Here is a 26,597-nt window from a genome sequence, read left to right on the forward strand (position 1 = left end):
ATAATAGATTTTATAATTTATAAAATTATTCTAAACTAAGATTAAACTTGTCTAATATATATTGAATCTCAGAATTAGTAGTCTTTATTTGATCATTAATTGCTTTAATTTTCCTCAATTCATCTTTTTTAAAAGGTGCTTTCTCAATTAGAGCTGCATCATCAATATATCCTTTATCAACATCATCTAATTTTTGAAGAATATCTTCTTTAGTCAAACCATAAGTTTTCTTAGCAACTCCAAGTAAAAAACTATTTTTTTCAATCTCAACTATACGCCTATCTTTCAAAGATTGAACTCTTTCAATATTTGCTTTTAATATTAGTTCTATTTCTTCTCTACTAACTTGAGCTCTAATAACTTCTTCTTTAGTAGCTATTCCTTTATCATACTTTAAGAAAGATTCTTCATTATTTTCTCCTTTAAATAAAACCTCACCACTCCTAACAAATAAAATCTCATTCTCCTCGCCAACATGAATATCAAAGGAAGTACCATAAACCATAGCCATAGCATTAGTTGTAATAACGGAATAGAATATTCATTATTCTTAGAAAAACTATTATGCGTTGTTCCATTTAACTGATTAATACTTAAATTATCTTTAATCAAAGATACAATCTCAATTGAAGTGTTAGATTCTAAATCAATACTTGCTCTTCCATACAAAATAATCTTAGCATCACCATCTAAAGTTCTAATCTTCTCATTTAAGAATAATTCTTGATTCTTATCAACCATAATCCAAGTATCATTTCTATAAACTTCAACATCTCCACTAAAACTATTCAAAGCTGCAGGTTTTGCTGGTATTGATATTTTTTTAATTGGTTCAGAAGAAAAAGAATATAAACTAAAAATAATTAGAACAAGAATTATTAATCCAAAAATCACTCTTAATCTTTTATTTTTTAATAACTTTTTAAATTTAGTTTTCATTTTATTCCAAATTATCTAACTCATAATTAATAATAGTAATTGATTGAGAAGTAAAATAGATTTGAGGACCTAATGACAATCTAGTAGTATTCTTCTTTAAAAATTTTTTAACAGGTCTTGAAAATCCATCATGGTCTCCTAGAACAAAAGTTGCATCAACTAATTTATCTGGAGTCAAACTCTTAATTCTATCACCAACAAAATCCAAAACATAAATATTCTCTGAATCTTTTTTCAACTCTTCAACTACTTTAACAATAGATTTATTATCAACAAATACACCAGGATGAACTTGTTTAGTCTCTCCTTCCTTGTACCTTCTTAAAGCAATTTCAATTAAAGTTTTCATATCTTTCTTAGAGATAGTACTCTTTTCATCATACTTAATAATAATATGTCTAGGCGAAGTTGGAGGACCCATTAAAATCAAATGCAATTCAACATCCTCTCTAAAAGTATTCGATGCAAAAAGTGATGAAATAATACTATGTAATAACACATCAATTCTCCCCGCAGCTTTCAAATTTTTAATAACTGGATAAGTATGGGCAGTCCCAGAATACACTATAAATCTTCTCATTCTAATAATAAAACCTCCTCATAATTTAAAACATTATCTTTTCCTATAACTCTTTTTAAACTATTAAGAAACACTCCATTAGTTGCCCCATCCTGAGCCGTAACGCAATCCGAAACAACTCTTACTGGAATTCCTAAATCAAACAAATCAATAGCACCATAAAATATAGATACATCCGTATAAACACCACAAAGTAAAATCTCATCATACTCATTCTCTTCCATAAACTCAAATAACTCTTCAGAAAAAACTGAATAAGTATTATGTTTAAACTTCTTAAAACTTAAATCTGAAAGTTCCTTTAAAAGTTCCCTATCATATTCGTTCTGAAATACTTTCCAATTCAAAACTCTCTCAAAATTAGAGTCTTTCTCATTCTCAAAACAAGAAAAAACTACATCCCCATTAAAACTCATAACTAAATTTCTAATACTTGAAACAAGCTTTAAAATATTATCATCTCTAAATCCTTCTTGCATATCAACAATAATTAATAAACGATTCATAACAATACAAAGAAATACTTATTTAAATAGATAACCATTAAATATTTTTATGGCTAAAAAGAAAGACAGATTTGAAAATGTTCCACTAAAAGACCAAATCAAACCTGTTTTTGAAAAAAGATTTCGTGAAATGTTGAAAACAGACGAAAATTATAAAAAATTTATTGAAACAATTCTAACTCCACAAAGAAAATCTTTCAGAATAAATAAACTAAAAGAAAAGAATCCTGAAAAAGCAATTAAAATCTTAAAAGAAAAAGGTTTAATTCTAAATCCAGTTAATTGGTCAAAAAATGCTTACTTTGCAGAATTTAGTGAAGAAGTTAGAACCGATTTAGGAAATCTCTATGAACACTTCTTAGGGAAAATCTATGTACAAGAAGCAACTTCTATGTGTCCTCCAGAATTATTAGAGATTCCAAAAGAAATTGATGATGATTTCAAAGTCTTAGACATGGCAGCATCTCCAGGTTCAAAAACAACCCAATTAGGAGATATGATGCAAAATAAAGGAACTCTTGTTGCAAATGAAATTGACTTTAAAAGATTAGGTCCTCTAAAAATTAATCTTGAAAGATCAGGACTTACAAATGTAATAATTTCAAATCTTGATGGAAGAAATGTAGAAGGCGAAGAAATATTCGATAGAATACTACTTGATGCACCATGTTCAGGTTCAGGAGTTATTAGAAAATCTCCAAAAACAATTAAAACATATAACCCTAAAAAACTAAGAGGAATGCAACACCTTCAACTACAACTAATGCAAAGAGCATATCATTTATTAAAAAAAGGAGGAATCATGACTTATTCAACCTGCTCAATAGACCCTGAAGAAAATGAATTTGCAATTCAGAAATTCTTAGAACAAAATCCTGAAGCAATCCTTGAAAATGCAAAACTTAAAGGATTAATTCTAAACAACAAATTAGAAGAATTTGATGGTAAAAAAATTCCTAAAGAAATTACACAAAAAACAATTAGAATCTGGCCTCAAGACAACGATACTAATGGCTTCTATGTTGCAAAAATATCAAAGCCAAAACTTTGATGCTTAAAAACTAGTCCCACCTGGATTGTTAGATAACAATTTTTATTAAAAATTTTAGATAACTGCCGAAGATACTTAGTATCTGACTGCACAAGAACTCGGTTAGAATACGAAGTAGTCCCACCCGGATTCGAACCGGGGTCTGCGGACCCAGAATCCGCAATGATAGTCCACTACACTATAGGACTGCAATTTTAAACAGTGGCTCGAACAAAGCGAGACCACAACACTCGATTTGTGAATCGACTTAGGGACTGTAAAACTGTTATTAATATTAAGAATCTAAATTGATTTAAAAAATTATTTTAAAATTCCTAAAGTATCTTCTACATTTGAAGCTTGCCCAGTAAAATTTGGGACAATATAAAAAATAATAATTCCTAAAAGAACTACCAATAATACTGCATAAATTAACATCTTCCCAAGCTCTTCCATCTCAATTGCTCCAGACTTATCCTTAATCATATATTTAATTATCTCAAACATTTTCACATCACATAAATTTTAAATTTACCTTTGTTAATTTCTTTCTTAAAACCTGAAACATCACTAAAATCCTCAGTTGCAATAACAAATTTCTCTGAAATCAACTTAAAACTTTTTTTCTTAGCAAGTCCTAAAGTAAAAACCTCCATTAAAAAACCCATATCAAAACTACCTTCAATACTTAATACATTATCTTTAGAATTTTCAATTTCTTTCACATAAGAACTCTTAACGACATCCTTTAATTTATCAATCTCTTTCTTTTGTTCTTTCCACTCATTAAAAAACTTCTCAGAAGTCCTAACCAAAGAACCCTCATCAACACTAAACACTTCCTTAACTGAATCAACAATTTCTTGTTTCTTTTCCACAAGTTCAAGCGCAAAATCATTAACAACAAATCTTAGTCTTACAACTCCATCTTGAATCTTTTGTGAATCAACAATTTTAATAAGACCTATCCCACCAGTAGATTCCATATGAATTCCACCACAAGCCTCAATATCATTCTCTTCAACAGAAACAACCCTTAAAACTTTCATAGGAATTGCTCCTCCTTGATATAGTGTGAATCCGTATTTAGCTTCAGCTTCTCCTCTCTCAAGTTCTTCAACCTTAACTAGTTTGTTTTCAAAGACAACTTTATTTGCTAACTTTTCAATCTTAAAAATCTCATCCAAACTCAAATTATCATAATGAGTAATATCTAAACTACCAATATCGGCCTTTAAATTAGAACCATTTTGCCAAATATGAGAACCTAAAACTTCTCTTGCAGAAAAATTTATAATATGAGTTGCAGTATGAAGTCTTTTCAACTTCTCCCTATTATCTAAATCAACTTTAATCTTTACCATTTTAAATAAATCATACCTTCAAACTAAAACTTACAATCAAAAAAACTACTCCAATAATCAAGTAATTAAAACCTGTATCTAAAATAGGATAATAACTTCCAAGTAAATTTGCAAGACCAAAACTAATCAAAATAAATCCCAAAATAATCAAAAGAGAAATCTCTCCAACCCTTAAAGCTTTACTCTTAATTTTATCTTTAACAAAATTCCCTGCTTCTTCTACAACTTGAGCCTCAAGAGTTTCAAAAACTCCTTTTTCTGCCTTTTTTATCATAATATTTATATTTAAAATAATATTTATAAACTTATGGAATTCATAAATGAAGGGGCAGAAGCTAAAATATTCAAAATAGACAATTATACATTAAAGAAAATAAGACTCCCTAAATCATATAGAATCGAACTTCTAGACACAAAACTAAGAAAAAAAAGAAACAAAAGAGAATTCAAAGTACTAACAAAATTACACGAAAATAAGCTAAATGTACCAAAACCAATGGAATTAATTGAAAAAAAAGGAGAAGAGCTCTCATTTACATTCCAATATCTACAAGGAGATGTTCTAAAAAATTCAATAAATGAAAAATCATTAACAAAAGCATTTAACCAAATAATCAAAATGCACAACCTAGATGTAACTCATGGAGACTTAACAACCCTAAATATGATTGAAGAAGACTCTAAAGTATATTTGATAGACTTTGGACTATCAGAATTCTCTCATAGAATGGAAGACAAAGCAGTAGATTTAAATCTATTTTTCACATGCATAAAAAATGAACACCATGAACTATACAAACAAAAAGAAAAATTAGAACAAACTTACCTAAAAAAAGCTACAAATGGAGAACTAACAATAGAAAGACTTAGAAAAGTAGAACTAAGGGGCAGAAACAAATAAACTATTTAATTCTTTTTATTCTATCAAAACTTACATCATATACTGCAACACCAGTTACATCTTCTCCTTTTTCTCTCGGCACTAAAACTAAATATTTCATAAGTTCAATCAAAGCATCATCATACCCCTGAAATTTCTCAATATCGATAACTCTCCGTTCTTCTGGAGAAGAAAAAAATAAAATAAAATTATTATTTGGTTTGTTTTTTTCTACCATGTAAAACAATTTAGCCTTTGCTTTCCTAGCATCGTTAATCTCATAAAATTCGATTCTATCTCCCAAAAATTTAATTAAAAGTAAATTAAACAAGCTAGTTCTTGCTAAAAATGGAAGATCACCAAAATATTTATCATCAATTATATCTTCAAATTCTTTTCCAGAAACAACAATTTTTTTTATGAAAATCCTGATGTCTATTCAAACCAAATTCACCTTGACAAAAACCTACAATATTATTATAATTAAAACTTTTATCAATTAGAGTATTTTCTCCAGTAGATTCTTGTGCCAAAGTATCACACCCTGCAATAAATCCTAATAACATATTATTATTATCAAAATAAGGCACTATGCAATGATATGTCATATAATTAAAAATTAGATTAAAAGTTTATAAATTTATTTAAAAATTTTACCTAAATCAGTTGGGTAAAATATAAACTTAGCAGATGGATCAGATGAAATATCATTAATCGTTTGAAGTGTCCTCAATTGCATTGCGCCAGGATACTTAGCTAAAACCATTGCAGCTTTTGCTAAATTGTGTGAAGCAGTAACCTCTCCTTCTGATTTAATAATAATTCCTCTCTTCTCCCTCTCAGCTTCAGCCTCTCTAGCCATAATTCTTTGCATGTCTTGAGGTAATTCGATATGTTTTAGTTCAACTCTTTCAACTTTTAATCCCCAAGCATCAGATGCATGGTCAATAATTTTTCTAATTTTATCTGAAATTTGATCTCTATTAGCTAAAAGCTCATCCAATGAAACTTCACCAACAACATCTCTCATTGTAGTTTGAGATAATTGTGAAATCGCATAATAAAAATCTTCTACATCAAGAATTGCTTTCTTTACATCAAACACATAATAATAAGTTACAGCATCAACATTAACTGAAACATTGTCCCTTGTAATACAATCTTGTTTTGGTACATCAACAGTTTTTACTCTAATATCAATCTTTTGAGCACTTTGAAAAACAGGCACTACAATATTAATACCAGGAGTAAGTAATCCTGAATACCGTCCTAAAGTAAATTTAAGACCTCTTTCATATTCCATAACTTGCCTAATTCCAGAAATGATTAAAATAAACACAACTACAATCGCAAAAATAATAACACCGATAAATCCTTCTACAGCCATTTTTTATAATACAATAATATTTTTTATATAGAAATAAAAAGAATTAGAAAACAGTTCTAATTCCTAAATCACTCGAAACTTTTCTACCAGCCTCAATTTTTTCTTCTTTAGTTTCATTACCTAAAATATGAGGTGATGCAACTCCAGTCATAATAGTCATAACAGTAACTCTCTTAGAATGTTGATCATCTACTCTAGCACCCCAAATTACATTTGCATCAGGATGAATAGATTCAGTAATTAAATTACCTGCTCTCTCAATTTCTTCCAAAGTCATATCTTTACCACCAGTAATATGGATTAAAGCACCATTAGCACCAGAGTAATCAATATCAAGTAAAGGATTAGATAAAGCTTCTTCAACAGCTTCTTCAACTCTTCTATTAGTATCAGAAGTTCCAATACCTACTGTTGCAACTCCACCTGAAGTCATAATAGCTTTTACATCTGCAAAATCTAAATTAACTAGACTTGGAGTAGCAATAATTTCTACAATACCTTTAATCATAACAGAAACCAATTCATTAGCAACAGCAAGTGCTTGCTCTACAGGTAATTGACCAGCAATTTGAACTAATCTATTATTATCAATAACAATAACAGTATCTGTTGTTGCTCTTAATTGTTGTAAACCAAATTCTGCTTTATCAATTCTTGCTCTCTCAATACTAAAAGGCATAGTTACAACACCAATAACAATAGCACCCATATCTTTTGCAATCTTACCAACAACTGGCGCAACTCCAGTTCCAGTACCACCACCAAGACCAGCACAGATAAAAACCATATCTGATCCTTGCACTGCTTCCTTAATCTCAGAAGAACTCTCTTTTGCAGCTTCAGCTCCTTTTTTAGGATCTCCACCAGCACCTAAACCTCTAGTTACTTCTTTACCAACTAAAATTTTTTTGTCAGCATTCTTTAACTTAAGGTCTTGTAAGTCTGTATTCACAGCTACAATTTGAGCTCCTTCAATTCCCTTGTTGTATAACCAGTTAACCATATTTTGGCCACCACCTCCACAACCTACGACAGTCATTCTTGCCTGTCCAACTTCATATTTGTCTACATCATCATCAGACATATTTTGTAAAGCGTTTTTAACTAAAAAGTCCATTTTTCTCATCGAACTAAAACTAGAATATCGAGATCTAGTCTTATTACATAAATTGGAAATTTTCCAGTATTAAATATAATGTATTCTCTACCTAGTAGTGTACCTACTAAAAGAAAAGAACTTAATTTTCAGAAGTTTCAGTAATTTCAGTTACTTTTTCCTCTAAAAAAGTTGTAATATTTTTGTTTGCAGCCTCTCTAAACTCATCTTCATTTTCAATTTTAAAATAATCAAAAAACTTCTTTGTAACTTTATAATATTTGCCAATTCCTTTCTTCTCATAATAAACAAACTTAGCCTTATACAAATAATCTACTTCTTGTTTTACTGACTTCCCTAAAATCTCAAAAAGTCTAGTTTTAGTTACTGGCTGCTCATATGCAATTACTGAAAGTACCTTTAAAACACTTTTAGGTATCTCTACATTAGAAATTAACTCTGAAACTAATTCCTCATACTCTCCATAAAGAGCCATTCTCCATTTAGAATCTTCATTTTGTTCAACTCTAAAGGAATATCCTTCCTTGTATATCGATTCAAGTTCTTTCAAACTATTATTAATAAGCATCTCAGAATCAAGTCCTAAAGAAGACATTATTTCAGAGACACTAATCCAATCACCATAAGAAAATAAAATCGCTTCAACTTTCCTTTTTACCTCATCAAAATTTGCTTTAGACATTTTAATCATAAAAACTGTTGAAACCATAAAATTTGGTCAACATTTATAGATATAAAGTAAAAAATACGCTTTATAAAGGTTTTTCACTTTTAAGAAGTATTAAATAATAAGTTCATAAACCAAACAACAGTGTTATAAACAAAAAAAGATTAACTAAAATATGAAAATTATAGAAGAAAAAAATCTAAGTATTGAAAAATTCAAAAAACAATACAAAAAAGAAAACATCAAAATCGAATATCTGAAATTTGATAATCTATTCTATGTCGAAAGTTTCTTCTCAAATAAAGACTTGCCATTCACAGAAGAAAAATTCTATGAAACTCTAATTGAAGTAGTCTCAAATACTCTAAAAAGCTACATACAAGAACTAGAATATTATGTAAATATAAAACCCTCAACACCTCAAATGAGTTCAGACTCAGAAATAATATTCAAAGAAAAAGATAAATTACAAAAATTTTACCTAAACTTACACATATATTACAAAAAATATCATTTATTATATCTAAAATCAAAATTAGACACAAATGAAGTAGTAAATTTTCTTGAAGAAATCTTTGAAAAAGTAAGTGAATTCAACAAGTATTCAATAAAGCTCCAAACAAAATTAATCACAAATCTAAAAGAAAAACTTGAAGAAGTAAGCAAAGAAAAAGTAGTCCAATACGAAAGTTCAATATTTAATTAAATTCCAAAATAAAAAATATTACTTTATTTTATTGTGATAAGCAACGATTAAAAATTCAATTTAGAATTTTTATTTTATTTCCAAATATTTCCTTTGTCTCAAATACAAAACACGACAAGCTTTATTTTGAATCTCTAATTTTAATTCTTTATCATTTGTTGCAATTAACACATCCTTACTCAAATTAGATAATATTTGATCATCAATATATCTTTCAGATGATTTAATCACCTTAAAACCGTAAATATGAAGCATTTTTACAATAAGGGAAAGATATACCTTATTTTTATCTCCTTTCCTCTCTACACTCTCAAGTTCACCAATAGTACCCTCATAAATGTATAATTTATAATTAGAACCAACAACTCTTCTAAGTTCAGCAACAACATCAATATTAAATTGAAAAGTTACAAACAAAAAATTAGTATCAAAAATAATTGAATTCTTATTTTTCAAAACATCTTCAAAATCAACTCTATCTAAATCAAAAGTCGAATTCTTAATAGTAAATTTTTCAAATTTTTCTACCATTACCCCTTACTCCTACCTGGTGCCTGACCAGGAATTTCACTCTTAAGCATATGTTTATAGACAATCTCACTATTAGGACCAAGACTCTCAAATAAAGAAGAACTATACTTTTTCTTATCATCTAAAAGATGAATTGCCGAATTTCCTGCTGTAATCGAACCTGGATTTATATGATAAATACCATCCTTTTGATGCGGAGTAGGCGAATGTTCATGACCTCCTAAAACTAGTGCTCCCTCATATCCACTATCTTTCTTACTCATAAGATCATGTGCATAAAACTCCTCAAGACCAGCTCTTTGAGGATCATCAATAACACTATGATTCAAAATAACATCTGCTCCTTTCGGCAATTTAATTGAATCCAACCCAGTTTTTAATTTTGTCTCCAGTAATTTTTTAGTATTATTTTCTATATAATTTCCCAAAGCACCCGAACCTATACCCATTGCAGCTCTTTGAAGTGAAATCTCTACATATTTTTTTAACTCTTTTTCAGAAATATTCATATTACTACCCTCATTAAGCTTATATAATATATCTTGAAAAGGTTTTGATTCAACTTTTTCTTTCTCAAGTTGTTCCCTTAGACCAGCATACCCGAAAACTTCATCAAAATCAGGCCCTTGCGTAAAATTACCATTAGCACTTTTAACAATATTTCCAAATCTTATTCCTGAAACATCCCTAGTTTCACCTGGTTTTACAATATATTCTCCCAATACATCTTCTAAAACCGAATGTACATCATGATTACCTCCAACCATAACAACATTTTCAGGTCCTAGTCCAAACTCCTTTAAAATATTTTTAATTTCACCATACTCATTTCTAGCATGATGATACATTCCTTGTTTAAGCATATCTTGTACTTTTTTTTGAGTATTTCTAAATTCTAATTTTTGTTCATTAGATAAAAATCTAGGGTCTTGCATACCAAAGATAAAACCCATGAATTTCTCTAAAGGATTATTTTGTTGTGAACTAAGAGAAGAACTTCTCTCAGTAATCATCTCTTCACTTAAACCAGCAAGTTTCATTAAAAAATTATAATTAGTTTGAAACTCTTTCTTCTCACTCTTTGAAAAACCTGCTTTTTTAAAAATACTCTTTGTCAGAAAAGCTTCAAGACCCTCTTTAGATTGATCAAAAAAATCGCTGCCAATATCGCCCGTTAAAGCAACAGCAACATTTTTCTTAATCCCAGTAGGTTTCCCTTTTTTATCAAATTCTAAATGTCCTTTAGTTTGCAACTCATTAAGTAATCTACCTTTAAACTCTTTAGGTGTTGCATGTAAATCCGTAATATGATTAATCTCGAATTTTGCATCACTTCTAACTCTATTAAATCTCCCCTCATTCTCATGACTTTCAGGTGAAAGAGGTAAAGTTTTTTTATTTTGTTTATTAGCTTGAGCAACCTGAGATTTTACTTCTTTGGGTAACTGAGAATTCTCGACAAAGTTAATTTCATCTTTATCTAATACTTTACCTGATTTTAATTTCTCTTCAATCCCTTGCATATTAGCTTGAAAATTATGAAATTCTGCATATTCTCTCTCTTCAGTTGTTAGATCATTTCCCTTTTTGCTTTGAATAGAACTAACCAAACTATTAATTTGTTCTTCAGAATAACTAGAAAAATCTTTTACCATAGAATTAACTAAATCTCAAAAATATATAAAACTATCTAAAATAAAAATAAAAAATTATTTTTTTGATTCACAAGAATCATCTGCACAACTACCACAACTACCTGTTGAACAACCTTCTTCTCCACCCATAGGGCCAAGAATTCTAGCTTTATCTTCTTCAGTTGCTTCAGCAACATTAACAACTTCAACTTCAAAAGTTAAATCTTTACCAGCTAAAGGATGATTGAAATCAACTTTAACAGTCTCTTCTAAAATTTCTGCAACCTTTACAGGAATAACTCCTTGAGGTCCTTGAGCAGCTAATTGCATACCCACTTCTAATTTAATTTCAGCAGGAAATTGGTCCTTAGGGACTTCTTGCATTGCTGTATCCATAACAGGTCCATAAGCATCCATTGACTTAATCTCAACAGTTTTCTTATCCCCTGTTTTCATTCCTTCAAGACCTGAATCTAAACCAGGAATAACCATACCAATACCAGAAATAAACTCTAGAGGCTCTTTACCCTCACTAGTATCGAAAACACTTCCATCTGAAAGCGTACCTTTATAATGAATTTTAACTAATTTTTCTTTAGAAATTTCCATAGAAAAAACAATAAATATTCTTTTATAAAGTTAATTGTTAAGAATTAAACTAAAAAAAATGGGTTGGCTACCCCGAAAGCATCGTCCATCCCGCACCTCTTAAGCATCCACAAAAAAGCTTAGTGCTGCTTAGTTCCCCATCTGACACATTTCACTTAGTTGCAAACCATAAAAGACAGAACTTCTACCTTATCTTTCAAGACCAACCCAATAAATACAAAGAAAAATCTTTTTATAAATATTGTGTATGCATTTTATTTTCAAAAACAAAAACAAAAATTTAAATATAATAAGAATAATTTTATACTTAGTATAAAATTAAAAAATTAAAACCAAAAAAAATAAAATTAAAATTAATTAATTCTCCGAATCATTATCAGAAGAAAACAAATTAACTATTGTACTTACAGGTAAAAGTTTCACAATATTAAACGAAAACCTATCAGGATAAACTTCAACTTCTTCATCCTTAAATCCTTCAAAAATTGTGGCAACATCTTCCGAATCTACATCAGTAAAAGTAGTTGTAAATAACACTTCACCTAAACTAGCATTAGGAAGAGCTTCTTCGATATAATCTTCAATTAAAGATTCTGGGTCAACTCCAGGAATATTTGGAAAATCATTATTCTCAATTACAATATCCACATATACTTGATTAGAATCTTCTGAATTAACAACTTCTAAAACTTCATCTTTAGAAAGCCCGAATTCTACCTCAAAACCCATAACCTCAATATCCTCTGTTCCAGGTAAGTAATATGTAGTATTATGATCTAAAATAGATTCAAATTGCTCCTCAGGAACATAAATATAAAAACCATCCTCATCTCCAAGATTATCCAAAAAAACAACATCTACATCCTCGACAATAACACTCTCCACATTAGATGAATCAAACCCATTTTCATCTACAACAAAACCTAAACCCAACTGAGGGTCTTCAGGAGTACCATAAATCAAATTAATATTATAATTCTCTTGTTCAACAATAGATTTATAATCCATATAAACAAGTCCTCCAACTCCTGCAAAAATTAAAATTACTAAAAAAATAACCGTAAAAACTGCAGCAATAATCTTCTTAATAAACTTAAATATAAGTACAACTACTACAATAAATAATATCGTGTATATCCAAAAACTTAATGCCATCGTAAATAAAAAATAAAATACAAAGTATATAAACATTTATTTTAACTAACAATCACAAAAACTACAAAACTAAAAAAAATTAGTACCAGACCAATCCCCTTTTTGTTGACCTTGTTGTGGCGCTTGATGTTTAAAAGTACTCTCATTCATACCATAAGAAGAAAATTCTTGCCTAGAATTATAATTTCTATCAACACTAACCCAATCAGAAATTCCGCTCGATGTAGAACTGCCATAAGAATTCAAACTCGGATTAAACAAATCAAACGCAGCACTAATATGTGAACTTCTACCTCCAGCTTCAATAATCATTGCCTCATTGACTCCTGCCTTCCTTAAAGTATGCCTTAAATCATGCATATCAAGCATACCTGTACCAATAGTATTATGGTCATCATCCTTACCTTGAGTATCATTAAAATGAACATGCTTTACTAATTTATCTTCAACAAGTTCCTTAGCTTGTCCTTTAAGCCAACTATTAAATGCATCAGCTCTCAACTCTTCAGCAAGAGGTTTTCCAGTATTAGGATCAATTGGATTAAAATGTTTAAACCATGAACCTGCGTGTGCTGTATCAAGAGTACCTATTAAATGATTTTGAGCAACTTTTAGAGCATCTTCTTTACTATTAATCTTCTTACCTGTCTCTTTTTCATAATCATCCTTAATAGACTTATAAAAATCCTCTTTCCCATTAAGTAATTTATCTGCAAAATCACTCTGACCTACTCTAATTACTGCCTTAAACTCTTCAAGTGATGTCAAATTTCCCATTCCAGGAAGCATATTCTCAGGAGAAATGTAAAGAGGATTCTTCAAAATATCAATATCTGAATAATCTTTCATACCTATCCATTTTCGAATCTCCCTCTTCTTCTTAGACATCTCATGATTAATCTCATCTTTCTCATCAAAAGTTTTAGCACTATTATACTTCTTCTCCAAATTAGATAGCTCAGTTTTAAGTGCTGGCAATTTAGTAACTGATTCTTTAGACTTTTTTTTCATATCTAATTGATACTTCAAACCTTTAAATGCAACATGAGAAAGGCCCGAAATATTCTTATCAAAGCTATCTTCTGCAAGAGACTTTGCATTAACTGATGCTTGCTCAATATCTTTAATTTTTTTATTAAAATCTGCTATTTGTTCATCATAATTAGAAAGCATATGATAATCTTCTTGACCAATTGAATGATGTTTTAACTCAATAATCTGTTGATTTCTCTCAGAAATATCTATTTTAATTCCATCTTTAGCAGCTTCATTCTCCTCATTATCTTCCTTAAAATCATTAATTTTTATAAGTGCATCCCTATTATCTTTCTCAAGTTTCCTAACTTTAACAAGCTCATCTTTAAACATATCATGCTTCATCTCAAATTTCTTTTTCTGTAACTTAATTGACTCTTTCTCAACACTCTTTATCTTTTTATAAAATTCAGTATCTGCATTTGAATACACATTATCTTTAATATCTAAAATTTTATCATAGGTTATCAAATACTTGTCCCTTATTTCTTTGAAATTCTTTTCAGAGAATCCTTTTTTAGTAAACTCTGTAGGTGGTTTTTCACTAGACAAAATTCCTTGAACTTTTTGAAAATCATCAATAGACAAATTTTTCCCTACATTAACATTAAAAAAATCAAAAAACTTCTTTTCATTATCATTAAAATCTTCTCCATTCAATAAATTAACATCTACCAATTCCGATTTCCTATCAACTTGAGTCAATTGATCTCCAATAGCTATATGACTAGAAACATTAGAAAGCTTAATCTTATCCTTTTGAGTCTTAATAAAATAATACTCAGCAGCACTCTTTCCATCAAAATCACCTTTATTCTCTCTTTCAAACTTAGACTTAGTATCATTATCTAAACTAGAATACTCATGTTCAATCTGATTAATCTTAGAAGGGTCATCAACAAACATTCTCTTCAAAGGATCATCAGAAAGATAATCTTTTTTTAATTTATCTAGTTCATCTGTTTTTTTATTATCAATAAGCCATTGTTTGTACCTATCCGTTAAAGTTAATTGCGTTCTTGAAGTCTGATTATGAGATTCTCCTTGTAAATGCATAACAACAGCACCACCCTTAGTAGTCTCTGCTGCAAACTTCATAGTCTCATCCATCTCTTTAATTGAATCCCATCTCGAAGCTGCATCATAACCTTCTCTACCCATTCCAGCAAAAGAAGTAACATCAACAGAACTATGTACACTAAGAGATTGATTATTTAATTTCGCAAGCTGCATAATTGTTCTTCTATGTTCAAAACCATACTTATCAGGAACATCATTAGCATTAAACTCACCCTTACCACTCCTATTCAAATGAAGCTCGACATGTTTAACACCTTGCCTAATCTTTGTTTGAAGTTCTGAGAGTTGATTCTGACCAGGAACTGTAGTTGTTCCAAAAGTTCCTAAAGTTTCTCGAAACCTTTTAGGATCATGTTGATCAAAATCAGAAGAATAAGATTGCTTTGTCATAATAAAAATTAATAAAACTAATATATAAAACTTTGTAAACCCCAAAGGTTTACAACATCTATGAATGAAACATTCATACGATACCAAAAATTTATTTTATAAATTATTGAACAGCTTAGGAATTGAAAATTCATTGACTTTGTGAGAACTGTCTAACAATAGCTCAAAAAATATCAAAAAAATAAAAAATAATTATAATCTATGTTTTCTTCTATATTCATCCCCTTCTTTCTTAAGATGGGATGCAGCTTTAAACTCTTTTGAGATCTTAGATATTCTTGAAATCTTTTGAACTCTTAAAAGTTTTGTAAGTCTTGCAAGTTTCAAAACTTCAAAAGTAACCAAACCATTTGCAATTAAACCAAAAGGAATAGTTGCTAAAACATCAAGCCAATTATGCATGAAAAAATCTTTAGGACCATTAGATTCAATCCACAATCTAATTAAATCTGCAAAGAAAATTATGAAAACGACAATGTTAACATAAAAATAAATTCCTGATAAACTATCAAAATCAATTGATGTCTTTCCAGTCTCACTAAAAATCTCAAGTAACAAAAAGATTGTTACTGCAAAAACTGCTAAAAAGACTAAAAAATCCAAAAGTCTATCTATCCCAGTTTTTTCCTGAACGAAATACTCGTCAAAACTATTATCCATTTTATAAAAAAATCATCAAAATAGAATATATACTTTACTAACCACTAAAAAGTAACTCAATTAATAATAACCAAGCCTAATAAGACTTGAACAATCATTAGTTCCTACTTGTAAAGTATTAATATTAATAAGATTAGTAGTAATATTTTCGTCATCTTCTTGATAACCAAAAATCGAATAAGCATCCGCTAAACACTTATCTAAGACCAAATTATAATAATTGTCAGTAGTTACACTAGAAGTAATATTTGTAATATTATACAGTGCAACTTCAGGCAAAGATTTAGACCTTTTAAAGATATCATAAAAAAATTTAGAAGAATATGAATGATTCCCATCATATGCAGCATTATTATAATTCATAGTATTAGGATTAATTAAAGTAATATAATTGCAACAGCCCTTACCAAATTCAGCATAATTAAAATAATTCCTTTGAATCTCTTCATCAGTTAAAGTTCGATTATAAATCTTAACTTCATCAATTATACCTTTAAAAAATTGTCCTCCAGCCCCTAAATTCATATGTGGATCCATACCAAAAAAAAGGTTCGAACTTGAAGAAACACTTCCAAAAGAAATATTTGTAGATTCCAAATAACCATTGACAAATAATTTACTAATTTTCGCTTCCCTCACCACACAAGAATAATACCACTCATAAGATTCCAAAATTGTAGTTGAATAATTAAATGAATCAGTTATCAAATATTTTAATTTTTTAGAAGAATTCTCGAGCTCAAATTCAAAATTACCATTAATAATAGAACTATTTCTTTTTACAATAATTTGTTGATACAAATTTAATTGTCCTTCAAAATTTGGTTTAAACCATGCACATAATGAAAAATCATCAATACCAAACTGAAATTTATCCGAAGAATTAATAATCTCAACATAATCATCAACTCCATCAAATTCAATTCCTCTACCATGCAATGAATCTTTATAATCTACATATAATGCTTTCTTCTCCCTATATAAATCTGCAATTTCATTATCTGTAAGCTCTTTGGAGTAAATCCCAACCTCATCAATTGTTCCATTCAAAAAATTTCCACCTGCGCCCAAAGAACCAATATACAAAGGAAAACTTGAACTAACATTATAATTTCCCCTAACACTAGTATTTTTTTTAATTCCATTAACATACAAACTCATAATCTCCAAATTATAAACTGCTACAATATGATTCAAACCACTATCTAAATTTTCAATACTAAGTCTAGGTTCATAATCTACTCCATCCCATATAAAAAAATCAGTACTATTAGAGTCTATATCCTCACTTCTCCTCAAAATAAAAGCTTCAGATTTAGAAATAATATTTTCATGATCTCCTATCGAAAAACTCTCATTAAAATCAACCCATACAGAAATAGAAAAACTAGAATTAGTGAAATTTAAAGATTCATTGTCGAGAATTTCAATATAATCATCAATACCATCAAACAAACAACCATTACCTCTAATCCCAACAACAGAACAATTCACTCCATTAAAAATAGTCCCATTATTCTTATACGCACTCAAATCTAAAACTTCATTACCAATCAAACTTACAGAATCAAAACTCATAAGCATTCTAGAATTCCCATAATGATTTGCCAAAGGAGAATAAATCGAAGAATCAACAACTCCAAAATTCTCTTCATCATAATCAAAACTCCAAAAACCTAAAACATCCTCATAAGAATTAACTGAAACATTCATAAACCTAGACAAATAACTACCACCCAAAGTATACTTATAAGTTGGCTCATAAAAAACGAGAGAATAATTCTCAGTTAAAACTTCCTTAAGCATATCATGAGTCCAATTACTTTCCGATAAATACCTCTCAGAAGGCCTAATTGTAACATTAAGGTCATCAAGTAATACAAACTCAGGATCATATAAAGAATCAATAGGAATCGATACAACAAACTTATCTTCAAAATTCCAATTAGAAATATTATCTATAGTAGTAATATTATATTCAACCAACATCTGCGCAGAAACATAATAAGGTTTATCTTCAAACAAATAAAGATCCAACACTCTAAAACTAAAATTTCCTTTATACGCATCATAAAAATTTGCAGAAAATTCATCCATAAAATAATTAATAGTCTTATTTTCAAGACTACCTTGAGCCTCAGAATCAAAAGAACCATTAATCATACCTTCAACAACAAACTCCTGAAATTTAGAATAATTATTCGAATATTTCAAATAATTAGTATCAATTCTAGAATAATTTGTGAAAATATCAAAAGAACTAAATAATGAATATGATAAAATTGAATTAACATAACTATTCTTAAAATATTTTATTTCATCATCAATGTAAGAAATTCTTGCATCTTTAAATTCATTATCTTTTGTAAAATCACTTTTATTCATATTAATTGCAACAAAAGAAAAGACAACAACAGACAAAAAAAATGCTAAAAATGTAAAAGCAAATGCTTTTTTACTATTCCTCAAAATATTTTTTCTTATCATTTCCAAATAATTGTTTTAAATATATATGGCCCATAAACTTGCGAATTATTAAAACCAAAAATAATCCTCTGTCTAGAAGACACAACTGAACTATCATCATATTCTATTTGAGGACGATTCAACTTTACAAACAAAACATCCACAACTCCACTATCTTCCTCTTCAATAGTTAAATTAAAATTCATTTGTTTATCCAAATAATCCTCAACAAAAACTTGTGTCAAATCACTAGCCAAAACCATATCATTAATATAATAAAATTCTGCTACTTGTTGCGCCACAGTATTCTCAATGTTTTTTATCTCTCCTGCAATAAACATATCTCTTATTTCTTTATTATTCAAAGAATTAATCTTAGTATTTGTAAATCCATCTAAAATATTTTTATTAAGTTCATAAACATCATCTCCAATATCAACATTTAAATAATAATTATAAATCAAACTAACACTTAAAATTAAAACAATAAAAGATAAAATCAAATCAAACATAAATATTTGACCACTCTTTTTCCTAATTAAAATCAACTTGAAACACATGGAACATCATTAACAATAATACTACTTGAACCAACCCCAGTAACATTAGAATCTGAGTCTATCTTTACCAAATTACCATCCTTTTCAAAAACAATACAAAAATCATCTCTAATATTTAATTCTTCTCGTAATTGTTCAATATCTATTTGTAATAAATTTTCAACTTGAATATTATTCTCCTCATCAATAATTTCAGTATTTTTAAATTCATCAACAATTGCATTAGAATATACTGAAGCTTCAGCATATAAAGCATCAACATCAACATCAGAAGTATTATTAACCTTTGTTGCAACTAAAAACAAAGCCCCAAAAAGCACTACAACAATCACAACTAAAATATCTGTCGAAATTGCTTGACATTTTTTATTTAAATTATTTCTCTTTTCCATCTTTCATATCAATCATTATCACTACATACGTAGATTTTCATAGTTACTGGCTCATTATTTAAAAAAACTGTATACTTTTGCGCAATCAAATTCTCACACTCACCTTCTGCACTCTCAACAACAATTTTATCATCTGTAAACATTTTACTTCGATAATTATCCCAAGTAGGACTACATTGAACTTCTCTACTAGGATCCAGAATATCTACAACCCAACTTTCCAAAATAGCACCATCACAACTAAGAGGAACATTTCTACAAGTATTTACCTTTTGAGAGCATAAAGAATAAACTCTCCCATCAAGTTTACTAGTACAATCCAAATTACATTCAAGAGATGCAAGACTCTCAAACATTCTTCCCCATACAGTATATTCATATTGATTTGTACCATCAAAAGTAGCATCACAAGAACTAACTACTCCATTTTCAATATCACTAATTTTGAACATACAAGTATAAAGTGCCCTTGAGTAATCATAATTACTAGCTACTATATCAAATGTAGAAAATTGGTCTGGAACATCTACACATAATTTTTTAGTATAATACTGCAAAGACGGATTAGAAGAAACAGCAGAAATCAAAAACCTTGAAGGAGCAATACCAACACGAGAATTAAACTCTGAAGCATAATACAATACATCAACTCCACCATCAGGACAAGATGAAGTAACATCTTCAACACTATAACTCAAATTTCCAAAATCAGAACCACAACAAAGTACTTCATTATAATACCCTCCATAATTATAAGTTGCAACATTTGAACTCAAGGCTTCAACACCACTTAAGTCTTTAAAAAAATCATTCACATGAAAAATTTTAACTTCTCCTGTCAAACAACTCGGCTTATATTCACAGGTAACGCTCTCTCCAGCAGAAAAAGAAGAAAACGACACCATACTTAGCATGATAAACAAAATAAAAAGCTTTCTAATCATAGTCAAATCCCTAATAAATTATATATATACATTTGTAACTACTTAAAAGAATCACTTTTTAGAATCTAAACAGATTTCATTAAAATCACAATAAGTACAATTAAAAAAAGAAGGAGTAGGTAAAAATACTTTTTTCTCAATATTACTAATCGCATCCAAAACTTCTGCCTTCATTTTATCAAAATCAATCTCTGAAACTTCAACCTCAACAAGTTCATCATGAATCAAATACCAGAGTCCAACTTTACTTGGAAGTTTGCCTCTCAAATGTTCAATTGCAAGTGCATAAACAAAAAGTTGAATGTTCTTTTTTAACTGCATTTTTGTCTCCATACTATTAGAAGTTTTATAATCTATAATCACAAAATTATCTCCAACTTTATCAACTCTATCAATAAATCCTAAAATCTTTTTACCTTCAAGATTAATCACAAATTTATCTTCAATTCCTATAACTTCTCTAGTCTCATCTTCAGAAAAAAGTTTCTCCTTAAAAATAAATTTCTTAATTACTTCTAATCCTTTTTGAAAATACTCTTTCTCCTGGTCTGCAGAAGCATAACCTTTTGAAATCCATTTCTCTTTAAGCATAGCAGCAGCCCTCCCATAACAAATCTCAGAAGAAAATTTTCTTATATCAAAAACAAATTCCTCTAAAACACTATGAACTGAAGTTCCAAAATCAAAATAATGTTTAGACTCTCCAGGAACTCTATAAACATACTGGTATAAATACTTTTTAGGACAAGACTGATAGGTTTTAATTTGAGAAACAGAATAAACATGAGAAGAAAAATCTACATCAACATCATAAAAAGGATCTTTTTTTTCAATTCTTGTAAAATCTAATTCATCTTTATTAAAAAAATAATTCAAATCTTTTTTCGCATACATAAGTTTTAATTTTTCCATATCAGATTTTGCCAAATCAAAATTCTCTGAAATCAAATGTGAAGTTATTTTATCAATCATTTTAACTTTAATATCTTCTTTAAAATCAAGTTTTAATTCATCAAATTCAACATCATACTTTTCAACATTTAACCCTAAAACTTCTAAAAAATTTGAAGGTTTAGAATCAAGTTTATTATCTACAAACCTTCTCACATAAACCAAATCAAGTTCTTTTCTAGACCTTGTAATCCCAACAAAAAACAATCTATTCTCTTCTTCAACAAATGATTTTTTATCTTCAACACCCAAAATATCAAACTTAGATTTCATGAAATTAGAAGGGAATTTTCTCTCATTCAAATTAGGCATAATCACATAATCAAACTCTTTTCCTTTAGACGAATGCAATGTCAAAAGTTCAACTTTACTGCCAGATTTCTGTTCAAATTTAATATCAAGCCTCTTCGAGTTCTCACACACTTTCAAAAAACTAGACAAATTCGAATTTCTATAAACTTTAATATAATCTCTTGCAAACTTAACAAAATTATTAAGTGCAGAAACTCCCTCAAAATTATTTCCTAAAAATGCTCTTTGAAAATTTCCAAATTTAAAAATTGTCTCCCTTAATAAATCATCAAGTTCCCTTTTAGAATCTTTAAACTTTATTAAAAAATCTAAATCAGAATAAATCTTTTTCAACACTTCAAAATCTATACCATAATCATCTGATTCTTTCAAATTCATTAAAGTCTTAAAAATTGATTTTTCATTAAAAGAACTTTTTCTCATAATTTTTCTAACATTCTCATATGAAACAAAGCAATCAGATAAAAATTTAAAATACTCTGAAGTACAACCTCGAGGATTTTCAATAATTTTTAATTTATTCAAAACATCTTTAATAATATCTTGTTCAAAAAAATTAATCGCCTCATTCGCATTAAAACTAATCCCTAAATTTTTCAAGAATTTTGCAGTATTTGTAAGTTCAAATTTCCTCCTAAACAAAACTCCAATTTTTGCTTCAGGTTCTTTTTCTAAAATATTTGAAATTCTCTGAGCAATAAATGAATCTTGAGAATTAGAATTTGATGCTTCAATTAAAGAGACCTCCCCTTTCTCTTCAAAAACATTTTCTAGAACTTCATCATTTGAAGCAATATCTAAAACTAATTTATTAATATTATTTAAAACACTCTTAGAAGACCTATAATTCTTATGTAAAAAAACCTCTTCATAATTTTTATAATGCGCTTTAAAATCTCCTAAATTTGAAAAATTTGCTCCACGAAAAGAATATATGCTCTGTTTTTGATCACCAACAATAGTAATATTTTCTCCAGAAATAAGTTTAATGATATCTAATTGAATCTTATTAGTATCTTGAAACTCATCAACTAAAATATATTTATATTTGTTCTTAATCTCATCTCGAACTTCTAAATTATTTTTTAGTAAATCAAAAACATACAAAAGTAAATCTCCAAAATCCAGATAATTATTCTCTCGTTTATACAATTCATATTTTGAATAAGCTTGAATCAAATCCGATTTCAAATTAATATCTTCAACTTTTAATTTAACTAAATCTTCTAAAGAGTAACCAAAATCTTTAAGTTTAGAAATTGTTCCAACAATTTCATGTGCAATTTGAACATAATTATTCTTCATCTCAAATGAAGTAAATTTCATATCTTTCAAATTATCTAAAAAAAATAAAAGTTGATTAGTCTCATCAATCAAACTAAAGTCTTTATCAATCATAGAAATTTGATTCTGATAAGTATCAATAATTTCAAGTGCAAACTCATGAAATGTTTTTGCAAAAAAAGGTCTACTAGTTTTAATCTCAACCCTCTCAGACATTTCAGCAGCAGCTTTTTTAGTAAAAGTAATCGGAAGGATTTCATCTTCGGAGTATTTTTTTTCTTCAAGCAAAAAATTAATTTTCTCAGTAATCATGTGAGTTTTGCCAGTACCAGGTCCAGCAATAACTACAAGAGGTTTATCTATAATTTTAACTGCATTTTTTTGCTCAGAATTTAACATAATAAAAAATTAAAAAAGAAACTTTATAAAGATTTGGAAGAATAAATTTTATATGAAAAAAACTTCTAGAATGATAATTATAAAAGATAATAAAATCCTTTTATTTCATAGATTTAAATTTGGAAAAGAATTTTATGCAATTCCTGGAGGCACAATTGAAAAAGGAGAAACACCAGAAGAAACTGTAATTAGGGAAATAAAAGAAGAAACAACTCTAGATTTAACAATAGATAAATTTTTATGGAATTCTAATGATGAAATTGGAGCTCATCATTATTTCTTTGCTAAATCGTTTGAAGGAATTCCAAAACTATCAGGAGAAGAACTAGAAAGACACAATGATACAAACAATAAATATTATTTAGAATGGATAGAATTAAATAACTTGAAAAATATCCCACTCCTGCCAGAAGAAATTAAAGAAAAAATAATCAAAGAATTTAATTAAAAAAAATTAAAACTTCACATTCCCCAAAGACTATTCTCTTTTCTCATAACTTCTGCAAGTTCTCTCATTGCACTCTTCTCATCAGAAGATAATAAATCAGCACTTTTTTTTAGATTCCTAAAGTTTCCTTCTCCCATAAAAGAATACAATACTGAATCTTCCTGAGCATGTCTTCCAATAACTAAATCGTCCATAGATACAGCAGCACTCTTACCAAAAGCTAAAGATTTTAAATTTTCTTCTTTATCTTTAATTCCTTTAATCTTACCTACTTTCTTTCCATAATCTGTAACCAAAGTAACTCCCGATTTTAAAGTTCCACCCATTACCTCAATACCCACAATTGCAGGAGAAGATGTTCTAAATATACAATTATTCAAGATTTTAATTTTAAAAGGCATTATTAAATTTTCAAGTTTTAATCTATTAATTTCTTTCTCTTTCTTCTTCATCCACTCAACAGAATCTTCAACTAATTTATATATAATATCATTTGAAATAATATCTACCTTATACTCTTTAGCCATAATATGTAACTCATCATCAATTTTTTGAGAAAAATTAAGTAAAAGAGCATTCTTAGGAGATCTTTCAACATCAGAACCAACATCAATAATATCTTTTTTACTAATTTTGCCTATTTGCGCTTTTCTAATTGGAATTTCATGTTCAGCCAAAATATTAGATAAAGCCTCCAAACTTCCAAGTGTATCAGCTTTAACCAAAACTCCTTCATCCTCACTACTAATTGTAATCTCAGCCTGCTCAGCCTCAAGTTCTAAGATATATTTTTCAACAATTTCTGCTTTTGCATTCTTTCTCAATGTAATAATAGGCATTCCAGCTTTAATATCATTAAATTCTGGACAGGCAAATTTAATTCCTGCAGCTGCATGAACCTCTTTTACAGCTTTAAATTTTGTAGAACTATCTCTAATCTCCTTTAATTCTCCAGGTTTTAAAATAGATTTAAGTCTAGATCTTTGAACACAATCAATATCAAGGACTAAAACAATATCGTCGACTTTTGCAACACCATCATATAAAATAACATCAATAGTTTTACCCAAACCAACATAATCCTTAACTTCTAAAATAACTCCTTTAGACATCTCCTCATTCTCAATAGTAAGTTTTTTCTCCATATACTTTTGAGTAAGACCAACTAAAGTTGTCAAAAGTTCAGTAACTCCTTCACCTGATTTTGCAGAAATTGGAACAATTGCAATTTTTTTTGTAAAATCATCCACCCTATCAAATCTATCACACTCATATCCATACTCTGAAATCTTTCCTACAATTTCATAAACTTTTTCTTCAACCCTATAAATAACTTCTTGTCTTTGAGACTCAATATTTTCAATAAGTTTTTTCTTAGAATCACTCTGAAATCCAGGAATATTATCCAACTTATTTGCAGCAACAATAAATGGAGTTTTCATTGATTTTAAAATCTCAATTGCTTCAATAGTTTGAGGCATAAAACCTTCATTAATATCTACAATTAAAATTCCAATATCTGAAATAGAACCTCCTCTTTTTCTAAGTGAAGTAAATGCTTTATGGCCAGGAGTATCAATAAATAAAAGACCAGGAATTTTTACAGCTTCTTTTGGTAAAACTCCTTTAACAATTTTTAAAACATCTTCTTTTGGAACTTCAGTTGCACCAATATGCTGAGTAATACCACCTGCTTCTTTTGCAATCATTTTAGAATTTCTAATATAATCTAAAAGAGAAGTCTTCCCATGATCAACATGCCCCAGAATTGAAATAATTGGTTGTCTTAAGTAAGCCATTTTTTAATAAAATCTCAACATAAGAGATAAATCTAGAAAAAATAAATATACAGATATTTATAAATAGTGTGGTTAGAATTTTAGAATATAATCAAACAAATCTTTATGACTCTCAAATATTTTATTTGCATTAGTCAATTCTTTCTTCTTTAAAGTTGTAGTTAAAGCAAAAACATCAATCCCTGCTCTATTCCCAGCCAAGATTCCAGAAGGAGCATCCTCAATAATTACACATTCCTCTCCTTGAGCTTTAAATTTTTTTTGCGCCATCAAATAAGGTTCAGGATTTGGTTTCCCCTGGGTTACATCATCGGCAGAAATAAGAAAATCAAACATATCCTTAAAATTTTCAAGCACCACTCTATCTACTACTTGTCTAATTGCTCCAGAAACAATACACATCTTAACACCTCTAGTTTTTAACTTATTTAAATTTTCAAAAACTCCATCAAAAACACTTACATGATAATCTCGATTAAAATGAGCAATTTTAGACTTTTTAATTTTTAGTAATTCTAAATCACTAAAATTTTTATTATATTTTTTTGACAATATACTTACAGTATCAACAAAGGAAACTCCTCCTAGATGAAATAAGTCATCATCTGAAACATTTATTCCAAATTCTGATAATGCTTTTTTCCAAGCACCTACATGACACTTCATAGAATCAATTAAAACTCCGTCCATATCAAAAAGGATATACTTTTTTTTATTCATATAATAAATAGTAATAAAAAAACTTTATAAATATTCCTCGTCCAAACTAATT

28 protein-coding genes, 1 tRNA gene and 1 pseudogene are annotated in these 26,597 nt (G+C 28.6%); 4 read left to right on the forward strand and 26 right to left on the reverse strand.

Annotated elements, in window-relative coordinates; genetic code table 11:
- Nucleotides 1–25: 25 nt before the first annotated feature.
- The 4 genes from PF569_04105 to PF569_04120 all read right to left on the reverse strand — a co-directional run bounded on the left by PF569_04105 (nucleotide 26) and on the right by PF569_04120 (nucleotide 2,025).
- Nucleotides 26–511, reverse strand: a complete 486-nt coding sequence (locus PF569_04105) for a hypothetical protein (GenBank protein MDA3855418.1) — start codon at nucleotides 509–511, stop codon at nucleotides 26–28.
- Nucleotides 394–792 (reverse strand): hypothetical protein, encoded by a 399-nt coding sequence (locus PF569_04110; GenBank protein MDA3855419.1) that lies wholly within the window; start codon nucleotides 790–792, stop codon nucleotides 394–396. Before PF569_04110 ends, PF569_04105 begins: the two co-directional genes overlap by 118 nt.
- Nucleotides 793–940: 148 nt before the next feature.
- On the reverse strand, nucleotides 941–1,519 hold the full coding sequence (locus tag PF569_04115) for a hypothetical protein (protein MDA3855420.1): 579 nt from the start codon (nucleotides 1,517–1,519) through the stop codon (nucleotides 941–943).
- On the reverse strand, nucleotides 1,516–2,025 hold the full coding sequence (locus PF569_04120) for a cysteine hydrolase (GenBank protein MDA3855421.1): 510 nt from the start codon (nucleotides 2,023–2,025) through the stop codon (nucleotides 1,516–1,518). The genes PF569_04115 and PF569_04120 overlap by 4 nt, the downstream gene beginning before the upstream one ends.
- A 49-nt stretch (nucleotides 2,026–2,074) precedes the next feature.
- Here PF569_04120 and PF569_04125 point away from each other — a divergent pair, with 49 nt between their 5' ends.
- A complete protein-coding gene (locus PF569_04125; protein ID MDA3855422.1) occupies nucleotides 2,075–3,076 on the forward strand; it encodes an RsmB/NOP family class I SAM-dependent RNA methyltransferase in 1,002 nt (333 codons plus the stop codon).
- A gap of 115 nt (nucleotides 3,077–3,191) precedes the next feature.
- Here the strand turns inward: PF569_04125 and PF569_04130 are convergent.
- From PF569_04130 to PF569_04145, 4 genes are all read right to left on the reverse strand, one after another.
- Nucleotides 3,192–3,264, reverse strand: a tRNA-Gln gene (locus tag PF569_04130).
- A gap of 112 nt (nucleotides 3,265–3,376) precedes the next feature.
- Nucleotides 3,377–3,562 (reverse strand): hypothetical protein, encoded by a 186-nt coding sequence (locus tag PF569_04135; GenBank protein MDA3855423.1) that lies wholly within the window; start codon nucleotides 3,560–3,562, stop codon nucleotides 3,377–3,379.
- A 2-nt stretch (nucleotides 3,563–3,564) separates the two neighbouring features.
- Nucleotides 3,565–4,419, reverse strand: a complete 855-nt coding sequence (locus PF569_04140; protein ID MDA3855424.1) for a hypothetical protein — start codon at nucleotides 4,417–4,419, stop codon at nucleotides 3,565–3,567.
- A 10-nt stretch (nucleotides 4,420–4,429) separates the two neighbouring features.
- Nucleotides 4,430–4,693: a hypothetical protein gene (locus tag PF569_04145; protein ID MDA3855425.1), complete on the reverse strand. Its 264-nt coding sequence runs from the start codon at nucleotides 4,691–4,693 to the stop codon at nucleotides 4,430–4,432.
- A gap of 33 nt (nucleotides 4,694–4,726) precedes the next feature.
- Between PF569_04145 and PF569_04150 the strand changes: the two genes are divergently transcribed.
- Nucleotides 4,727–5,320 carry a KEOPS complex kinase/ATPase Bud32 gene (locus PF569_04150; GenBank protein MDA3855426.1) on the forward strand — a complete coding sequence of 198 codons (594 nt, stop codon included), beginning with the start codon at nucleotides 4,727–4,729 and terminating at the stop codon, nucleotides 5,318–5,320.
- Nucleotide 5,321: 1 nt separating this feature from the next.
- On the opposite strand, the gene PF569_04155 is transcribed toward PF569_04150, so the two are convergent.
- The 5 genes from PF569_04155 to PF569_04175 form a co-directional block, all read right to left on the reverse strand.
- On the reverse strand, nucleotides 5,322–5,630 hold the full coding sequence (locus PF569_04155) for a hypothetical protein (GenBank protein MDA3855427.1): 309 nt from the start codon (nucleotides 5,628–5,630) through the stop codon (nucleotides 5,322–5,324).
- Between the two features lie 55 nt (nucleotides 5,631–5,685).
- Nucleotides 5,686–5,907, reverse strand: a complete 222-nt coding sequence (locus tag PF569_04160; protein MDA3855428.1) for a hypothetical protein — start codon at nucleotides 5,905–5,907, stop codon at nucleotides 5,686–5,688.
- 32 nt (nucleotides 5,908–5,939) lie between these two features.
- A complete protein-coding gene (locus tag PF569_04165) occupies nucleotides 5,940–6,686 on the reverse strand; it encodes a slipin family protein (protein ID MDA3855429.1) in 747 nt (248 codons plus the stop codon).
- Between the two features lie 43 nt (nucleotides 6,687–6,729).
- Nucleotides 6,730–7,803 carry a cell division protein FtsZ gene (ftsZ, locus tag PF569_04170; GenBank protein MDA3855430.1) on the reverse strand — a complete coding sequence of 358 codons (1,074 nt, stop codon included), beginning with the start codon at nucleotides 7,801–7,803 and terminating at the stop codon, nucleotides 6,730–6,732.
- 121 nt (nucleotides 7,804–7,924) lie between these two features.
- On the reverse strand, nucleotides 7,925–8,485 hold the full coding sequence (locus PF569_04175) for an SMC-Scp complex subunit ScpB (GenBank protein ID MDA3855431.1): 561 nt from the start codon (nucleotides 8,483–8,485) through the stop codon (nucleotides 7,925–7,927).
- A 160-nt stretch (nucleotides 8,486–8,645) separates the two neighbouring features.
- Between PF569_04175 and PF569_04180 the strand changes: the two genes are divergently transcribed.
- Nucleotides 8,646–9,176, forward strand: a complete 531-nt coding sequence (locus PF569_04180; GenBank protein MDA3855432.1) for a hypothetical protein — start codon at nucleotides 8,646–8,648, stop codon at nucleotides 9,174–9,176.
- A 69-nt stretch (nucleotides 9,177–9,245) separates the two neighbouring features.
- Here PF569_04180 and PF569_04185 read toward each other — a convergent pair whose 3' ends face one another.
- The 11 genes and pseudogenes from PF569_04185 to PF569_04235 form a co-directional block, all read right to left on the reverse strand.
- On the reverse strand, nucleotides 9,246–9,707 hold the full coding sequence (locus tag PF569_04185) for a hypothetical protein (GenBank protein ID MDA3855433.1): 462 nt from the start codon (nucleotides 9,705–9,707) through the stop codon (nucleotides 9,246–9,248).
- Nucleotides 9,707–11,362: a hypothetical protein gene (locus tag PF569_04190; protein MDA3855434.1), complete on the reverse strand. Its 1,656-nt coding sequence runs from the start codon at nucleotides 11,360–11,362 to the stop codon at nucleotides 9,707–9,709. Before PF569_04190 ends, PF569_04185 begins: the two co-directional genes overlap by 1 nt.
- A gap of 171 nt (nucleotides 11,363–11,533) precedes the next feature.
- Nucleotides 11,534–11,950, reverse strand: a pseudogene (locus PF569_04195) (peptidylprolyl isomerase).
- 357 nt (nucleotides 11,951–12,307) lie between these two features.
- Nucleotides 12,308–13,105: a hypothetical protein gene (locus PF569_04200; GenBank protein MDA3855435.1), complete on the reverse strand. Its 798-nt coding sequence runs from the start codon at nucleotides 13,103–13,105 to the stop codon at nucleotides 12,308–12,310.
- Between the two features lie 69 nt (nucleotides 13,106–13,174).
- On the reverse strand, nucleotides 13,175–15,610 hold the full coding sequence (locus PF569_04205; protein ID MDA3855436.1) for a TIM barrel protein: 2,436 nt from the start codon (nucleotides 15,608–15,610) through the stop codon (nucleotides 13,175–13,177).
- A 192-nt stretch (nucleotides 15,611–15,802) separates the two neighbouring features.
- On the reverse strand, nucleotides 15,803–16,270 hold the full coding sequence (locus PF569_04210; GenBank protein MDA3855437.1) for a hypothetical protein: 468 nt from the start codon (nucleotides 16,268–16,270) through the stop codon (nucleotides 15,803–15,805).
- A 60-nt stretch (nucleotides 16,271–16,330) separates the two neighbouring features.
- On the reverse strand, nucleotides 16,331–18,757 hold the full coding sequence (locus PF569_04215) for a LamG domain-containing protein (protein ID MDA3855438.1): 2,427 nt from the start codon (nucleotides 18,755–18,757) through the stop codon (nucleotides 16,331–16,333).
- Nucleotides 18,754–19,248 carry a hypothetical protein gene (locus PF569_04220; protein ID MDA3855439.1) on the reverse strand — a complete coding sequence of 165 codons (495 nt, stop codon included), beginning with the start codon at nucleotides 19,246–19,248 and terminating at the stop codon, nucleotides 18,754–18,756. Before PF569_04220 ends, PF569_04215 begins: the two co-directional genes overlap by 4 nt.
- Nucleotides 19,249–19,280: 32 nt before the next feature.
- Nucleotides 19,281–19,688 carry a hypothetical protein gene (locus PF569_04225; GenBank protein MDA3855440.1) on the reverse strand — a complete coding sequence of 136 codons (408 nt, stop codon included), beginning with the start codon at nucleotides 19,686–19,688 and terminating at the stop codon, nucleotides 19,281–19,283.
- 8 nt (nucleotides 19,689–19,696) lie between these two features.
- Nucleotides 19,697–20,593: a hypothetical protein gene (locus PF569_04230; GenBank protein MDA3855441.1), complete on the reverse strand. Its 897-nt coding sequence runs from the start codon at nucleotides 20,591–20,593 to the stop codon at nucleotides 19,697–19,699.
- 90 nt (nucleotides 20,594–20,683) lie between these two features.
- Nucleotides 20,684–23,578 carry an ATP-dependent DNA helicase gene (locus tag PF569_04235; GenBank protein MDA3855442.1) on the reverse strand — a complete coding sequence of 965 codons (2,895 nt, stop codon included), beginning with the start codon at nucleotides 23,576–23,578 and terminating at the stop codon, nucleotides 20,684–20,686.
- Nucleotides 23,579–23,630: 52 nt separating this feature from the next.
- Between PF569_04235 and PF569_04240 the strand changes: the two genes are divergently transcribed.
- A complete protein-coding gene (locus PF569_04240; GenBank protein ID MDA3855443.1) occupies nucleotides 23,631–24,026 on the forward strand; it encodes an NUDIX domain-containing protein in 396 nt (131 codons plus the stop codon).
- 14 nt (nucleotides 24,027–24,040) lie between these two features.
- On the opposite strand, the gene infB is transcribed toward PF569_04240, so the two are convergent.
- Complete coding sequence (infB, locus tag PF569_04245; GenBank protein MDA3855444.1) at nucleotides 24,041–25,825, reverse strand: translation initiation factor IF-2; 1,785 nt, start codon at nucleotides 25,823–25,825, stop codon at nucleotides 24,041–24,043.
- 72 nt (nucleotides 25,826–25,897) lie between these two features.
- Nucleotides 25,898–26,545, reverse strand: coding sequence for an HAD family phosphatase (locus PF569_04250; protein ID MDA3855445.1), 648 nt, complete (start codon nucleotides 26,543–26,545; stop codon nucleotides 25,898–25,900).
- Nucleotides 26,546–26,597 lie beyond the last annotated feature (52 nt).

The sequence above is a fragment of the Candidatus Woesearchaeota archaeon genome (assembly GCA_027858315.1).
Classification (GTDB): Archaea; Nanobdellota; Nanobdellia; order Woesearchaeales; family UBA583; genus UBA583.

Excerpts from the sequence above, each read along its gene's own strand:
- PF569_04105 (MDA3855418.1), bottom strand. The coding sequence starts at position 511 with ATGGCTATGGTTTATGGTACTTCCTTTGATATTCATGTTGGCGAGGAG.
- PF569_04115 (MDA3855420.1), bottom strand. The coding sequence starts at position 1,519 with ATGAGAAGATTTATAGTGTATTCTGGGACTGCCCATACTTATCCAGTT.
- PF569_04120 (MDA3855421.1), bottom strand. The coding sequence starts at position 2,025 with ATGAATCGTTTATTAATTATTGTTGATATGCAAGAAGGATTTAGAGAT.
- PF569_04125 (MDA3855422.1), top strand. The coding sequence starts at position 2,075 with ATGGCTAAAAAGAAAGACAGATTTGAAAATGTTCCACTAAAAGACCAA.
- PF569_04135 (MDA3855423.1), bottom strand. The coding sequence starts at position 3,562 with ATGTTTGAGATAATTAAATATATGATTAAGGATAAGTCTGGAGCAATT.
- PF569_04140 (MDA3855424.1), bottom strand. The coding sequence starts at position 4,419 with ATGGTAAAGATTAAAGTTGATTTAGATAATAGGGAGAAGTTGAAAAGA.
- PF569_04145 (MDA3855425.1), bottom strand. The coding sequence starts at position 4,693 with ATGATAAAAAAGGCAGAAAAAGGAGTTTTTGAAACTCTTGAGGCTCAA.
- PF569_04150 (MDA3855426.1), top strand. The coding sequence starts at position 4,727 with ATGGAATTCATAAATGAAGGGGCAGAAGCTAAAATATTCAAAATAGAC.
- PF569_04160 (MDA3855428.1), bottom strand. The coding sequence starts at position 5,907 with ATGACATATCATTGCATAGTGCCTTATTTTGATAATAATAATATGTTA.
- PF569_04165 (MDA3855429.1), bottom strand. The coding sequence starts at position 6,686 with ATGGCTGTAGAAGGATTTATCGGTGTTATTATTTTTGCGATTGTAGTT.
- ftsZ (MDA3855430.1), bottom strand. The coding sequence starts at position 7,803 with ATGGACTTTTTAGTTAAAAACGCTTTACAAAATATGTCTGATGATGAT.
- PF569_04175 (MDA3855431.1), bottom strand. The coding sequence starts at position 8,485 with ATGTCTAAAGCAAATTTTGATGAGGTAAAAAGGAAAGTTGAAGCGATT.
- PF569_04180 (MDA3855432.1), top strand. The coding sequence starts at position 8,646 with ATGAAAATTATAGAAGAAAAAAATCTAAGTATTGAAAAATTCAAAAAA.
- PF569_04185 (MDA3855433.1), bottom strand. The coding sequence starts at position 9,707 with ATGGTAGAAAAATTTGAAAAATTTACTATTAAGAATTCGACTTTTGAT.
- PF569_04190 (MDA3855434.1), bottom strand. The coding sequence starts at position 11,362 with ATGGTAAAAGATTTTTCTAGTTATTCTGAAGAACAAATTAATAGTTTG.
- PF569_04200 (MDA3855435.1), bottom strand. The coding sequence starts at position 13,105 with ATGGCATTAAGTTTTTGGATATACACGATATTATTTATTGTAGTAGTT.
- PF569_04205 (MDA3855436.1), bottom strand. The coding sequence starts at position 15,610 with ATGACAAAGCAATCTTATTCTTCTGATTTTGATCAACATGATCCTAAA.
- PF569_04210 (MDA3855437.1), bottom strand. The coding sequence starts at position 16,270 with ATGGATAATAGTTTTGACGAGTATTTCGTTCAGGAAAAAACTGGGATA.
- PF569_04215 (MDA3855438.1), bottom strand. The coding sequence starts at position 18,757 with ATGATAAGAAAAAATATTTTGAGGAATAGTAAAAAAGCATTTGCTTTT.
- PF569_04220 (MDA3855439.1), bottom strand. The coding sequence starts at position 19,248 with ATGTTTGATTTGATTTTATCTTTTATTGTTTTAATTTTAAGTGTTAGT.
- PF569_04225 (MDA3855440.1), bottom strand. The coding sequence starts at position 19,688 with ATGGAAAAGAGAAATAATTTAAATAAAAAATGTCAAGCAATTTCGACA.
- PF569_04230 (MDA3855441.1), bottom strand. The coding sequence starts at position 20,593 with ATGGTGTCGTTTTCTTCTTTTTCTGCTGGAGAGAGCGTTACCTGTGAA.
- PF569_04235 (MDA3855442.1), bottom strand. The coding sequence starts at position 23,578 with ATGTTAAATTCTGAGCAAAAAAATGCAGTTAAAATTATAGATAAACCT.
- PF569_04240 (MDA3855443.1), top strand. The coding sequence starts at position 23,631 with ATGAAAAAAACTTCTAGAATGATAATTATAAAAGATAATAAAATCCTT.
- infB (MDA3855444.1), bottom strand. The coding sequence starts at position 25,825 with ATGGCTTACTTAAGACAACCAATTATTTCAATTCTGGGGCATGTTGAT.
- PF569_04250 (MDA3855445.1), bottom strand. The coding sequence starts at position 26,545 with ATGAATAAAAAAAAGTATATCCTTTTTGATATGGACGGAGTTTTAATT.